Origin of the sequence: Cyanobium gracile UHCC 0281, assembly GCF_034931305.1 — a bacterium.
Lineage (GTDB): Bacteria > Cyanobacteriota > Cyanobacteriia > PCC-6307 > Cyanobiaceae > Cyanobium > Cyanobium gracile_A.
This window is the reverse complement of sequence record NZ_JAYGHY010000017.1, coordinates 19,748-31,911: the sequence shown is the minus strand read 5'-3', so window position 1 is coordinate 31,911 and position 12,164 is coordinate 19,748. Positions and strand designations below refer to the sequence as shown.

Annotated in this window: 16 protein-coding genes; 9 read left to right on the top strand and 7 right to left on the bottom strand. The window is 66.6% G+C overall.

What is annotated here, in order from left to right:
• Nucleotides 1–38: 38 nt before the first annotated feature.
• Nucleotides 39–1,622 (bottom strand): class I SAM-dependent methyltransferase, encoded by a 1,584-nt coding sequence (locus VB739_RS07310; RefSeq protein WP_323356438.1) that lies wholly within the window; start codon nt 1,620–1,622, stop codon nt 39–41.
• A 175-nt stretch (nt 1,623–1,797) separates the two neighbouring features.
• On the opposite strand from VB739_RS07310, the gene VB739_RS07305 reads away from it, so the two are divergent.
• From VB739_RS07305 to VB739_RS07270, 8 genes are all read left to right on the top strand, one after another.
• Nucleotides 1,798–2,031 carry a type II toxin-antitoxin system prevent-host-death family antitoxin gene (locus tag VB739_RS07305; protein WP_323356437.1) on the top strand — a complete coding sequence of 78 codons (234 nt, stop codon included), beginning with the start codon at nt 1,798–1,800 and terminating at the stop codon, nt 2,029–2,031.
• Nucleotides 2,032–2,035: 4 nt separating this feature from the next.
• On the top strand, nt 2,036–2,314 hold the full coding sequence (locus tag VB739_RS07300; protein ID WP_323356436.1) for a type II toxin-antitoxin system VapC family toxin: 279 nt from the start codon (nt 2,036–2,038) through the stop codon (nt 2,312–2,314).
• A gap of 45 nt (nt 2,315–2,359) precedes the next feature.
• Nucleotides 2,360–2,629 (top strand): NifU family protein, encoded by a 270-nt coding sequence (locus VB739_RS07295; protein ID WP_323356435.1) that lies wholly within the window; start codon nt 2,360–2,362, stop codon nt 2,627–2,629.
• A 284-nt stretch (nt 2,630–2,913) separates the two neighbouring features.
• Nucleotides 2,914–4,458 (top strand): hypothetical protein, encoded by a 1,545-nt coding sequence (locus VB739_RS07290; RefSeq protein ID WP_323356434.1) that lies wholly within the window; start codon nt 2,914–2,916, stop codon nt 4,456–4,458.
• Nucleotides 4,459–4,464: 6 nt separating this feature from the next.
• On the top strand, nt 4,465–5,073 hold the full coding sequence (locus tag VB739_RS07285; RefSeq protein ID WP_323356433.1) for a prepilin-type N-terminal cleavage/methylation domain-containing protein: 609 nt from the start codon (nt 4,465–4,467) through the stop codon (nt 5,071–5,073).
• Entirely contained in the window at nt 5,073–5,660 is a 588-nt protein-coding gene (locus VB739_RS07280; RefSeq protein ID WP_323356432.1) for a pilus assembly FimT family protein, read from the top strand. Before VB739_RS07285 ends, VB739_RS07280 begins: the two co-directional genes overlap by 1 nt.
• 4 nt (nt 5,661–5,664) lie before the next feature.
• Nucleotides 5,665–6,204, top strand: a complete 540-nt coding sequence (locus VB739_RS07275; RefSeq protein ID WP_323356431.1) for a prepilin-type N-terminal cleavage/methylation domain-containing protein — start codon at nt 5,665–5,667, stop codon at nt 6,202–6,204.
• Nucleotides 6,205–6,215: 11 nt separating this feature from the next.
• Nucleotides 6,216–6,740 (top strand): hypothetical protein, encoded by a 525-nt coding sequence (locus tag VB739_RS07270; protein WP_323356430.1) that lies wholly within the window; start codon nt 6,216–6,218, stop codon nt 6,738–6,740.
• 2 nt (nt 6,741–6,742) lie between these two features.
• Here the strand turns inward: VB739_RS07270 and VB739_RS07265 are convergent, their stop codons facing one another.
• Nucleotides 6,743–6,952, bottom strand: coding sequence for a hypothetical protein (locus VB739_RS07265; RefSeq protein ID WP_323356429.1), 210 nt, complete (start codon nt 6,950–6,952; stop codon nt 6,743–6,745).
• A gap of 86 nt (nt 6,953–7,038) precedes the next feature.
• The gene (locus VB739_RS07260) at nt 7,039–7,290 is read right to left on the bottom strand and encodes a type II toxin-antitoxin system prevent-host-death family antitoxin (RefSeq protein ID WP_323356428.1); all 252 of its coding nucleotides are present in this window, start codon (nt 7,288–7,290) and stop codon (nt 7,039–7,041) included.
• Between the two features lie 135 nt (nt 7,291–7,425).
• On the opposite strand from VB739_RS07260, the gene serS reads away from it, so the two are divergent.
• Entirely contained in the window at nt 7,426–8,724 is a 1,299-nt protein-coding gene (serS, locus tag VB739_RS07255; protein WP_323356427.1) for a serine--tRNA ligase, read from the top strand.
• Here the strand turns inward: serS and VB739_RS07250 are convergent.
• The 4 genes from VB739_RS07250 to VB739_RS07235 form a co-directional block, all read right to left on the bottom strand.
• Nucleotides 8,699–10,306 carry a class I SAM-dependent methyltransferase gene (locus VB739_RS07250; protein ID WP_323356426.1) on the bottom strand — a complete coding sequence of 536 codons (1,608 nt, stop codon included), beginning with the start codon at nt 10,304–10,306 and terminating at the stop codon, nt 8,699–8,701. The genes serS and VB739_RS07250 overlap by 26 nt on opposite strands.
• Before the next feature lie 9 nt (nt 10,307–10,315).
• The gene (locus VB739_RS07245) at nt 10,316–10,963 is read right to left on the bottom strand and encodes a prepilin-type N-terminal cleavage/methylation domain-containing protein (protein ID WP_323356425.1); all 648 of its coding nucleotides are present in this window, start codon (nt 10,961–10,963) and stop codon (nt 10,316–10,318) included.
• A gap of 2 nt (nt 10,964–10,965) precedes the next feature.
• Complete coding sequence (locus tag VB739_RS07240) at nt 10,966–11,457, bottom strand: hypothetical protein (protein ID WP_323356424.1); 492 nt, start codon at nt 11,455–11,457, stop codon at nt 10,966–10,968.
• A 77-nt stretch (nt 11,458–11,534) separates the two neighbouring features.
• Complete coding sequence (locus VB739_RS07235; RefSeq protein WP_323356423.1) at nt 11,535–12,164, bottom strand: hypothetical protein; 630 nt, start codon at nt 12,162–12,164, stop codon at nt 11,535–11,537.

The following is a 12,164-nucleotide window of genomic DNA, read 5'->3' as shown; positions in this document are numbered from 1 at the left end:
CCGGCGGCCCACTGGGGCCACCGCAAGTTGGGGCGATCCTAGGCAGCGGCGGCAGAGGCGATACCGAGCCGCCACAGCACAGGCAGCCGCTCGCGGGCAAAGGTCTCCCAGAACTCCTGCAGCTGACGCACGGCCTGCTCCGGATCCTCGATCGGTTGTCCCTGCTTGTCCTTCACATTGCCGCCGGCCATGGAGATCCCCATCCACACCAGCTGCACCACGTCTTCGGAAGCCAGATCTGAATGGGCGACCTGCAGGAAGAACGCTTCCAGCACACTGATGCTGATGGGCTGCAGCAGCACCGGCGAGAGCAGGGCCCCGATCTCCTCACCCAACGTGGTCTGGTCGAGGCAGCGCTCGTTGAAGCCGGCGATGGCTGGCTGTAGGGCCTCAGCACCGGCCTTCGCCGGGACACTGACGCCGATCACTCCCGCCCCGAGGAGAACGGAGAGCCGCATCAGCAGGTCCTCGAGCTCCAGCGACGACTGATCCAGAAGCCAGCCCAGGCTCACGGGCCGCTCCGAGAGGGTGCCCTTCAAGGCCCGCATGAAATCGGCGTCAATGCCAAGCAGCCCGAGGCTCGTTGAGAACTCATTGGCGTCATCGTCTGGGGCGGCGCCCAGGTGCAGGCTGAGTTCGCCCATGGCCTGGCGACGCCACGGCCGGGATGGGAGACATGGGCCCTTGGCAAAAAGATCACGCCGGAACGTCTGGTTGATGGCCAGATCCAAAAGCACCTCCCGCATCGGCAGATCGTCCGCCTCCATCACCAGGGAGCGTCTCTGCGGATCCAGCATGTCGGGGAACATCTCAGCCAGCGTGGCCGAGCCGATGTGGCTGAGACCATGGGCCGCACAAAGGCGGTGCATGGGGCCCACATACAGGGGTTGATGGGCCGATTGGTATTCCCCCACCAAATACGCCTCCGGCATCGGCTGCAGTCGCTCAATCAGGGATCTGAGCCCCGGCAGTTCCTTGCCGAGCGGCAAGGTATTGTCCTCAGTGCCCGTGAAGCCCGTGAGAATCTGCGCGGCCTTGCGAATGCCTGCCAGTGAGGTGCTTCCCCCGGCGCGCAGGGCTTCTTCCACGCTCAGCATCTGCAGGGTGCTGCGCGACAGCCAACCCGGATAGGTGTTGTAGGAGCAGTAGAAAATCCCCCCCGGCCGCAGCAGGCTGCCCGCCGCGGCAACCAGAGCTTCCCTCACCTCTGGGCCCACCCAGCTCGCCAGCCCATGGGCGACAACGACGTCATACGCCTCTGGCCAGCCACGGCAGGGGCCGGTGCTGGGCAGCCCCGTAGCGAAGCTCTTCAGATCCGCCAGGGCGAAATGAACATTGGGGAGTCCAAGGGCTTCAGCCCTGGCAATGGCGCCGGCGATGTGGGTCGGGTTGAGATCGAGCCCGTAGAAGCTGGCTTGGGGGTGGGCAGCGGCGTTGAAGAGGAGATTCAACCCATGGCCGCAGCCGAAGTCGAGGTAATGGAAGCCGGAATGGATCAGGGCGGGCTCAAGGCGGTGGCGACCGCCCAGGAGCGTGGCCAGCATCAGCCAGGACACGGACAGCTCCCGGTGCAGAAAGGCCCCATAGATCTTGTCGATGGGATAGGCGGGCTTGGACTCCATCCCGGCGAGGCAGGCGCTTTGGGCGCAGGATGCCTCAGGAAACAGCCCCTGCCACCTGCCGGGGGCGATCGTCGGCTCTGCTGCCAGCGATCCGGACCAAACCAAGACTTAGTCAGATCTGCTCGGTATGTCCACGTCCGCTCTCCCGTCTGGGCCCCTTCTCGCCCCTGTGCAGGTGAACGTGCACGAGGCCAAGACCCACCTGTCCCGTCTGTTGCAGCAGGTGGAGGCTGGTCAGGACGTTGTGATCGCCCGGGCCGGTGTGCCGATTGCGCGGATGGTGCCCTGCCGCGGGGCGGCAGGGGGAATCGCCCCACCGGGAGTCCTCTCTGGCGCGATCAGCGTGTCTGACGATTTCGACGCTCCTCTCGACGATCTTTTCGTCTCCAACCGTTTCCCCGTCCATTGAGCCCGTGGCACGTCTGCTGCTCGACACCCAACTGGTGCTTTGGTGGCTGAGCGCCGATCCACGCCTTCCCAGCTCCGTGGTCAGCCTCTTGCAGGACGCCGGCCAAGAGGTGTTCGTCAGCCAAGCGTCACTCTGGGAGATGGCCATCAAGACGTCGCTCGGACGCCTCTCGGCCGACCTGGCGCAGGTGGAGCGCAGCATTCCGGAACAGGGCTTCCGCTGGCTGTCCCTGCGTAACGAACACCTGCTGGCGCCCTACGGACCGACCGTGCGCCTCGTCTGATCCGGCCCAGGCTTCCTAGGCTCCTCGTAAATCCCTCTCCTACCCATGACCACCGAAGTGACCACCGAAACCAGCACCGACCCCCGCGCCCTCACGATCGACAACGTCGAACGGGTGCTCGATGAGCTGCGCCCCTACCTGATGGCCGATGGCGGCAACGTCGAGATCGTCGAGATCGACGGGCCGATCGTGAAGGTGCGTCTGCAGGGCGCCTGCGGCTCCTGCCCCAGCAGCACCATGACCCTGAAGATGGGCATCGAGCGCAAGCTGCGCGAGTCGATCCCGGAAGTGAGCGAAGTGGTGCAGGTGCTCTGAGATCCCGCCTGCTGGAGACTGAATGTCCCCTCCGAACGGAGGGGTTTTTCATGTCGAGTTGTCAGCGTTCTCTTCCGCACCGCCCAGCGGATTCAGCCACGCACCTCAAGGGCCAGAGACGATCTGGTCCTAACTTGAAGTTGCAGCAAGAACGCTGCAACGACTGAGATTCGTGCCCATGCTGGCGGAGGTTGGAAGCGATGACAAGCAAGCTGCTTCTCCGCACACTGGCGGGCTCTTCCAAAGCCGCAAGCCACCCCAGACCGTCGGCCACGCGGGGGTCGATGGCGGCCACGTTCCTGATCATCATGGCGGTGCTGCTGGGCGGGCTGGCCATCTCGAACCGTTCCAGCCTCGCCGAACTGGCCTCCGCTTATCAGAGCCAGAGCCGCGATGCCAAGGCCGCGGCCGACAGCGGCATGGCGGCCGTGGTCAGTGAGCTCAATCGCCACCGCAACCGCCAGCTCCTGGTCAACGCCTGCCTGCTGGAGACGGCCACGCCGGCCGCCATCGCCGCCAACAACGCCATCAAAGTGGTGGATGGGCGGGCCTTCGCCAACGTCGGCACCACCTTCCCCACCAGCAACGCGATCCCCACCACCCAGACGCTCAACATCGGCGATGGCTCCCAGCAGCGCTGGCGGCTGGTGGACGTCGACTGCTCCGGCGCCACGGCCGCCCTCGTGCGGCAGGGCACGGTGGCCAACGCGATGAGCGGGGCGGCCGCGGTGCCCCCCACCAGCGGCGAACTCACCCTCACCGTGCGTGGCTTCGCTCTTCGCGGCGGTGCCGTCGTGGCCACCAGCACCCTGCAGCAGACCCTGGAGGTGGTGCCCAAATGCCTCGACCGCAGCCTGCGCGGCCTGGGCAATGCCTTTGGGAACGACATCCGCCGCTGCGCCCTGGCCCCGGGGTTCGGCTTCGTTGCCGGTGCCGCCGACGACAACACCGGCGATCTGGTGATCTCCGGCGGTGCCTACAACCTCAACGTCGATCCGGTCACCTGCATCGCCACCAGCCCATCAGGCTGTGTCGATGGCCTGGCGCACACCAGCGTCAACGTGGTGGATGTCAACCTGCCGCCCCCCCTGCCCACCGCCAACACCACCTGCCGCAGCGCCTCGCCTCCGGCCTCCTGCAACGTGACGGTGAGCAGTGACCTGACCCTGGCCAGCCGCAACTTCGCCAGCTGGCCCGCCCCCTGGAACACGCTCTGCAGCCGGGAGGATGTCAACGGCGCCGCCTCGCCCCCGGGCACCTTCCAGACCATCTCCTGCAGCCTCAACCGCCTCAGCACCGGCAACAACGTCGAGTTGTTCTTCGACACCAGCGGCAACACCGCCGCCGAGACGATCCCGGTGCGGTTGCACTTCCCCAACGCCTCCACCAGCGGGCAGAAGAGCGTCTCGCGGGGCAACGGCTCCTCCGGCATCTTCCAGTGCGATTCCGATGCCGGCGCCATCACCTGCAGCACCAGCACCCAGGGCGCCCCCCGCGCCGCCGACCTGGCCCTGTTCGGCTGCGCCCCCGGAGCACCTGCCCCCTGCGGCGCCCAGTTCCTGGATCTCGGCAACGGCAATGGTGCCTCCCAGAGCATGTTCCTGTACTTCCCCCTCGGCACCATCGAGATGGGCGGCACCCCGGACTTCAAGGGGGTGATCTGGACAAACGATTTCAGGGCCAACGGCAACATCACCGTCACGATTTCTCCGAGCGATCTGGAGAGCGTCTGCGGATTGATGAAGTTCTGCGGCACTGACGATTCTCTCTACGAGACCTTTGCGATCGACTACGTCACCCGAGCCGTCAAACGCCTCACCTATTCCTGATCCGCCGTGAAACGCCCTCCTCCCATCCCCGTCCCCCGGCATCGCCAGCGCGGCAGGGGGGCCCGCGGCTTCTCGCTGGTGGAACTGATGGTGTCATCGGTGCTGCTGGTGCTGGCCCTCACCGGCACCTCGGTGCTGTTCATCGAGTCCAACCGCAGTTCAGCGGCGGCGACGTTGCGCTACCACCAGCAATCGCTGGTGGATACGGATCTGGCCCGGGTGCGCCGACTCAACGACCGCTACACCTGCAGCTCGGGCGTCTGCACCAGCCTCGGGACCGTGGAGCTGGGCAAGAACGATTTCTTTCCGTCGCCCGTGTCCACGGCCGTCACCGGCAACAGCACCGCCGGCAACAGCTTCGAGGCCCTGTGCAACTCCACCGGCCTGATCACCCAGTTGGTGACCGACATCGGCGCCACCCCCTCCAACCTGACGACGGCCGGCATCACCTACAGCATCGACACGGCCAACCAGGGGCAGCAGACCATCAGCGAATTCGGCACCAATGTGGTGCGCAACCTGCACCGCTACACCATCACCTACAGCAACAGCACCAGCGGCGAACTGCTGCGCCGGGTCACCCTCGTTCCCACCACCGTCGCCTGGTGCCCCTGATGAAACGCCCCTCCAACGCCGGCTTCACCCTGATCGAACTCGCCGTGGTGGTGGTGGTCGTGGGCCTCCTTTCGGCCGTCGGAATCCACGCTTCCGGCAATGAATGGCGTCGCGAGCGGGTGAATGCGGTGGCGACAGAACTGGCCGGCTGGCTGGAAACGGTGCGGCGCACCTCCCTCAAGGGCAATGCCTGCCAGGTGAGCATCAGCGGCGGCAGCCTGGCGGCCGGCGCCACCCTCGCCACAGCCTCGGAATTGCTCGCCAGCGGCGCCACTGCCAACCCGAGCATCGCCAACAACTGCCTGACCGGCCAGCCGTTGCAGATCAGCGGCAGCCTCGGCAACTCCATCTATGTGATTGCCCCTGGCGGTACCACCAGCTTCAAGTTCACCCCCCGCGGCACGGTCAACGCCGCAGCCGCCAACACCCAGCTCGCCAACCCACTCGTGATCGAGATCTCCCTGGCGGGCACCAGCGGACCCAAGCGTTGCGTCCGCATCTCCGAAGGCCTCGGCCTGATCAGCGTCGGCGCCAGCAACTCCAGCGGCGGCACCTGTCCTGACAACAGCTACGGCGGAACCCTCTGACACCATGAACCACCGCAACACCCGCTTCCGACACCGCCCCCATTGGCACCGGGGCTTCACCCTGGTCGAACTGCTGATCACCTCGCTGATCATGGGAGTGATCTTCGCCACTGGCAGCAATGTGATGGTGACCCAGATCCGGGTCTCGGCCCAGCAGGAATCGGTCCGGCGCCTGCAGGACCACTGGGGCCGCATCAACCATCTGCTCGACAGCGAAATCACCGAGTCCGCTTCGGCGACGGCCGTGTCTGGAACCTCCCTCACCCTCACCCTCTCGGGCGGCCAGACGATCACCTACTCCCTCGATGCCGGCAGCCGCACCCTGACCCGGTCGGGCCCGCCCATCAACGACAACGGCACCTTGAATCTCGCCGCCGGCACACCCAACGTGGCCTCGGTGATGCTCACCAACGTGGATTCCTTCCTGCCCACGATCACCAACAGCCGCGAGCCGGTCTACACCCTTGCCCTCAGCGATGGTCTGGGGGCGTCGTTCACCGGTCTGTCCAGCTCCAGCCGCTCGCGCACCTCCAGCTACCCCTGAACGCCACGCCGATGCGTTGCCCACGTCCTGTCCTGCTGCTGCTGCCCCTGCTGCTGATCGGCTGCCAGCGGACCCCGGTCGTGGTGAGCGATGAGCAGAGGGCTGCCTGCCGCCTTGCGTCCGAAAGCGCCGCCAGCCCAGAAGAGGCCCTGCAGCGCAATGCCGCCTGCCTGGCCGCCGCCCTCAACGACCGCAACACACCGCCGGCGCCGGCCAGCCCTCCGGCCGTGGTGGCGGCTCCGCCGGCCGCGGCGCCCATCGATCGTTACCGCTACTGCCGGCTGCACCAGGACGACGTGCGGGCGGCTTCGGCCCGCCTGACCAACGCCGCCAAGCCGCTGATGGAGGCCTCGAGGCGCTATGCCCCCGAGAGCGAGGAGGTCCGCGCCGCCCAGCAGACCTACGACGCCGCGCTGGCGGAGCTGGAGCGGCTGCTGCCGCCGGAGATCCGCAACGGCATGGATCTGATGCCCACCGCCGTCGAGGCCTACAGCCGCTGCGATCGCCACGTGCTGGAGGGAACGGCCGGTCCGTAGGGCTACGGGTCAGGGCCAATCCAGTGGTGGGCCAGGCCCAGGGTGGCGGCAGCTTGTATCAGCGCCTGGTCGGCTGTGGTGAGGATCAACTGCTCCCGGCTGGCGATCGCCAGGTGGAGGGCATCGCCACTTCGCAGCGGCAGACTTTCCACCTCCTGCAACCACTGCCTGGCCTGCAGGAAATCGGTGCCCCGCGGTTCCAGCAGTTGCAAGCGTTCCCGGCGGAAACACTCAAATTCAGCGTGGACGGCCCCGGCGCGCGCCTACGGAGCCGCCATCGGATGGCGGGCTTGGGGCGTCATCCCCGATCCCGCCGCAGCTCGCCGACGAGGGCCACAGCGTTCCCCGCCAAGGGGGCCTGGTTGCCGTGAAACCGCCGCAGCCGCTCCGGCCATGAAAGCGCGCCATCCTTCGCCAGGGCAGGGAGTTCACGCACCAGCCGGGCCACCGGTTGGCCGCGGCGGGTGATCACCACCTCCTCGCCCATCTCCACGGCATCCAGCAGGGCTGAAAGCTGCGCTTTCGCCTCCGCCAGGCCGACGGAACGCATGGTCAGGTGGTCAGATGGTTACAGAACTGTAGGGCCGCTGGCGCCATCGACCCCACCCTCAGGGGCGACCGGATCTTGGCTTCAGATCTGGAACGCCCGGTCCGTAGGCTGCCTGGCAGATATTGGGCCCTCCCTGTGCTGGATCAGCGCCTGCTGCGCAACGACCCGACGCTGATCACCGCCCCCCTGGCGCGGCGCGGCCTGGCCACCGACCTCTCGAACCTGCAGCAACTGGCGCTGGAGGCGCGCGACCTGGAACAGCAGCGCAGTGAGCTGCAGGCGGAAGGCAACCGCGTCGGCCGTGCGGTGGGCGAGCGGATCCGGGCCGGCGCCGCCGCGGGCGGGGAGGAAGTGAAGGAGCTCAGGGCCCGGGGCAACAGCATCAAGCAGCAGGTGGGGGAGCTGGAGGAGCGCGAGAAGGGGATCGAGACCCAGCTGCAGCAGCAGCTGATGGTGCTGCCCAACCTGCCGTCGCCCCTCTGCCCCAGCGGCCGCAGCGAGGCCGACAACGTCGAGGTGAAGCGCTGGGGCACCCCGCGCGTCGCCGCAGACGGCGAGGAGCTGCAGGAGCACTGGCAGATCGCCGAGCGGCTGGGCATCGTCGACACCGAGCGCTCGGTGCGCATCGCCCAGAGCCGCTTCGTGACGTTGCTGGGCCAGGGGGCCCGGCTGGAGCGGGCCCTGATCAGCTTCATGCTCGATCGCCATGCCGGGCGGGGCTACACCGAGGTGCTGCCGCCGATCCTGGTGAACACCGCCAGCCTCACCGCCTCCGGCCAGCTGCCCAAGTTCGCCGACGAAAGCTTCCGCTGCGCCGAGGACGACCTCTGGCTCACCCCCACCGCCGAGGTGCCGGTCACGTCCCTGCACCGCGGTGAGGTGCTCAGCGCCGAGCAGTTGCCGCTGAAGTACGCCGCCTACACCCCCTGCTTCCGCCGCGAGGCCGGCTCCTACGGCCGCGACACCCGGGGGTTGATCCGCCTGCACCAGTTCAACAAGGTGGAGCTCTACTGGTTCTGCCGCCCCGAGGACTCGGACGCGGCCCACGAGCAGCTCACCGGTGATGCCGAGGCGATCCTCGAGGCCCTGGAGCTGCCCTACCGCCGCATCGAGCTGTGCACCGGCGATCTGGGCTTCTCCGCCGCCCGCACCTACGACCTGGAGGTGTGGCTGGCGGGGGCCGGCACCTACCGGGAAATCTCCAGCTGCAGCACCTGCGGCGATTTCCAGGCCCGGCGGGCCTCGATCCGCTTCCGCGACGGCAGGCAGACCCGCCTGCTGCACACCCTCAACGGCAGCGGCCTGGCCGTGGGCCGCACCATGGCCGCCCTGCTGGAAGCGGGCCAGCAGGCGGACGGCAGCGTGCTCCTGCCCAAGGCCCTGGTGCCCTACTTCGGAGCGGAGCGGATCAGCGCCGCCGCGGCTTCGGCGTAGGCAGGGCCCCGAGGCGCTGCAAGGTAGGTAAGCGTCGGTCCCGGAAGTCGCTGAAGAGCGTCTCCAACCTGGTCAACTGGGCTTCAGGATCACTGATGGGGCTCTTATCGGAGGCCAGAAGGCGGACACCCATCTGCTCGAGCCCCATCAGGACGCAGGTGCTGAGCATCGGGTCTTCAAGACCATCCGCCATGGCTTTGTAAATCAGTACATCGACAAGGGTGATGGGCCAGGCCGAACCAATCTCCGGAAGCAGAAGCGAGGCATAGGGCCGCCCCCCGGCGATCAGCTCCATCAGCACGCCGTTGCAGCGCTGGGCCTGAGACTGCAGCTTGCCTCCATTGGCTAGGCGAGCACGGTCGAAGCCGATCCAGCCGGCATCCAGGAACAGGGCCAGGATCATCAGCAATTCCCCGGCCGACTGTCCACTGTGCTCCTGCAGCTCGGCAACCGTGCAGGCTCCTGCCGCCAGCCGTTCGGCAATCGGGCCATAGACGGCCGGATCACCCTGAACCTGGCCGAAGCTGGTGCCGAAGGTAAAGGGTTCCTCCCCCTCAGCAGGGGCTGGCGGGAGTTGCAGCGGCCGCAGGGTCAGTGCACCGATCCGCAGCTCCGCGTCTTGGAGCGTTAAGGGGTCGAGCCCCTTGACGAAAACATCCCGGCGAAACGACTTGTGGGTGGCCAGATCGATCATGGTCTGTCGCACCAGGGGATTGACCTCCGCGAAGATCGGGCCCTGCAGCGACGGGGCCAGCAACTGCTCAAAGGCCTCGGGCAGGGTGGCGGTGCCGAGGGGATGCAGCTTGTGGGCCTGGCAACGCTGGTGCATGTCGGCCACATAGAGCGGCTGCCAGCCCTCATTGGCGAACTCTCCGCAGAGGTAATCGAACTGCTCGGGATCGAGGCCGGCGAGATCGTCCTCCAGCCTGGGAAAGGCATGCCTGAGGGCAGAGGGCTGCTGGTCGTTGCCAAGCAGGACTTTCAGGCCAGCGATGGCACGACGCAGGGGTGCCCGAGGATCCGCGGGGTCGGCCCGACTGCGCTCCAGGGCGTAGAGCTTCTGGAAGGTGGTGCGCCCCAACCAGCCCGGGTGGGTGTTGTAGGAGCAGTAGAACAGCCCTGCCGGCCTCAGGGCAGCTGAAGCCACAGCGAGCAGGGCCTGCTGCACCGGCTCGCTCACCCAGGTGGCGATGCCATGGGCGGCCACGTAGTGGAAGCCGCCGCCGAACGCCGGCCGCGGCCCCAGAGGAGAGAGATCTTCCGCAAGGGCCAGGAAATCGGCCTCAAGAAAGCGCACATTGGTCAGCCCCAGTCGGCGGCAGAGCCCCTCGGCATGGCTGATGTGGTCGGGGTTGAAGTCGATGCCGAGGAAAACGCCCTCCGGATGCAACGCCGCCAGCAGGCAAAGGCCGAAGCCCATGCCGCAGCCCAGCTCGAGATAGTGAAAGGGCTGGCCTTCTTCGCCGCGAGGGGGGCAATGACCCTTGATCAGGCCAGCGAAATCCAGCCAGCTGGGAGCAAGTTCCCGGAAAAAACCACTGGTGTAGGTGGAGTGGGAGTAATACCCGTGGTCCCAGCCCATGCAGGTGCCCTAGGAAAACATCCGCACACCGGAGGTGAGCGTGATCGTTTCAACAGGGGTGGTACCACCACCATTGGGAACATCGAGGCTCATCTGGAGATTGACCGTGCGGCAATCGGCCGAGACGGTGGGGGTGAAGGTGTTGACCCCATCGATCAGCATGGCGCCAGTCTGATTGGTGGAACTATCGAGCCGTCCATCCGCGAGGATTGCAGGCCCATCCCGTAGCAGTTCGGTGCGGCCGGTTGTGGCGTTCAAGGCGGTGTAATAGCGGATCACCCTCGGGATCGGCGCCGCATTCACACCGGTGTTCAGAGGCACCAGCATCCGCAGCTGCGTGCCGGTGGTGGGGCCGGCGGTGGTGCTGCAAGCTGTGGTGCAGGGGGATGGGGTGGGCATCGGTGAAGTGGCCCAGTTCGCCGGGGCCGAGGCATCGGCGGTGAAGGCGCAGGCCTCGCGGGTTTCCACCGCCATGAAGCTGTTGATCTTGCCGATGTCCCGCTGCACCTGGGTGTTCCAAGTCACCCGACCGGTGACGCGGATGTGGCCCACGGCCACCGAGGCGAGGGCCGCCAGGGCGATGCCGCCGATGACCACCCCCACCAGGAGTTCCACCAGGGTGAACCCGGCGGCAGAGGCAAGGGATCGACGGGTCATGGTCATGCTCGGTTGAACTCGCTGGCGGCACAGGCGGTGGAGACATTCCCGCTGGCGTTGTTGCTCCCCAGGCGCGGTAGCCCCAGCAGGCCCGTGAGCTGCACGCAGCGCACCGGTTCGAGGCCGTCGATGCTGAATCGCACCTGGATGTTGGTGGGGGAGACGGCCCCACGGGGAGTGAAGCTGAACGTGGTGGTCGAGGCCCCCACGTTGTAGGTGGAAGCACCAAGCACGGACCCCGGCAATCTGAGGGTGCTTTCGGGTGCGCACGTGTTCGGGGTCACCGTGGCCAGCGTTGCACCGGCCGCGCGGTTGTTGCCCGTGGTGATCGTGACGTCGCACGTTGTGCCGGTCTGGTCGGGAGTACGGGCGATCACCTCCAGCCAGGAGGTGAGTTCGAGGGCGGCGGCATTGGTCCGCTCTCGCCGCCACTGCACCTGGTTTGCCGGGATCACCACCGCCGCCACGATTCCGAGCACCGCTACGGTGACCATCAACTCCATCGTGGAGAATCCGAAAGCTTTGGCGCTGGTCTGTGGATGGCCAGAAGGGTGGTGGGGGCGGGAGGAGATCATGTGCAGAAATTGGCCATCGGCGGAACGATGTTGACCACGCGGGCCACCGTTGAATTGATCGTATCGGTATAGGTAACACGCAACACCTTGCCCTGCTGAATGGCAGCGGCTCGAGAGAAGTTCTGTCCGGCCGGTGGATTGGGAAGGGCATTCACGGCCGTCAGCAGGGGCGTCATCAAGGGTGACGTCACGGTGTTGTCGCTGCACACCTGCGTGACGGCATCCGGTTCGCGGGCCGAGGTGGTGGGAGCAATGACCCCAGTAGTGGTGATGTCGTCACGGGTGGGGAAAAAGAAGGCACCACTGCGGGGATTGTTGGTGGCACAGGAGGACGTGGCGGTACCTGAATCGACTGAGGGAAAGGTGGCCAGGCCCGAAGCATTGAGGGTGGCCACCACGCATGTGCCGGAGCAGCAGGTGAGGCGATCAGCCACACCCCGGACGGTGGCGATGTCGGATTCAATATCCTCGTTGACCTTGATCTGCAGCCGGGAATTGGTGGCGTTGCGGTTGATGCTGTCGATCATCACAGCCGTGCCAGAGCTCACGATCAGCAGAACCACAAAGAGAATCAGTGGTTCAACAATCGTGAAACCTTCGGCATCCATGGGGATCGTGCGCTTCAA

What these genes read in the sequence shown, in the direction of transcription:
- VB739_RS07260 (WP_323356428.1), bottom strand. Translation starts at nt 7,290, where the DNA reads ATGCGTTCCGTCGGCCTGGCGGAGGCGAAAGCGCAGCTTTCAGCCCTG.
- VB739_RS07295 (WP_323356435.1), top strand. Translation starts at nt 2,360, where the DNA reads ATGACCACCGAAGTGACCACCGAAACCAGCACCGACCCCCGCGCCCTC.
- VB739_RS07275 (WP_323356431.1), top strand. Translation starts at nt 5,665, where the DNA reads ATGAACCACCGCAACACCCGCTTCCGACACCGCCCCCATTGGCACCGG.
- VB739_RS07245 (WP_323356425.1), bottom strand. Translation starts at nt 10,963, where the DNA reads ATGACCCGTCGATCCCTTGCCTCTGCCGCCGGGTTCACCCTGGTGGAA.
- VB739_RS07250 (WP_323356426.1), bottom strand. Translation starts at nt 10,306, where the DNA reads ATGGGCTGGGACCACGGGTATTACTCCCACTCCACCTACACCAGTGGT.
- VB739_RS07290 (WP_323356434.1), top strand. Translation starts at nt 2,914, where the DNA reads ATGGCGGCCACGTTCCTGATCATCATGGCGGTGCTGCTGGGCGGGCTG.
- VB739_RS07270 (WP_323356430.1), top strand. Translation starts at nt 6,216, where the DNA reads ATGCGTTGCCCACGTCCTGTCCTGCTGCTGCTGCCCCTGCTGCTGATC.
- VB739_RS07310 (WP_323356438.1), bottom strand. Translation starts at nt 1,622, where the DNA reads ATGGAGTCCAAGCCCGCCTATCCCATCGACAAGATCTATGGGGCCTTT.
- VB739_RS07240 (WP_323356424.1), bottom strand. Translation starts at nt 11,457, where the DNA reads ATGGTCACCGTAGCGGTGCTCGGAATCGTGGCGGCGGTGGTGATCCCG.
- VB739_RS07280 (WP_323356432.1), top strand. Translation starts at nt 5,073, where the DNA reads ATGAAACGCCCCTCCAACGCCGGCTTCACCCTGATCGAACTCGCCGTG.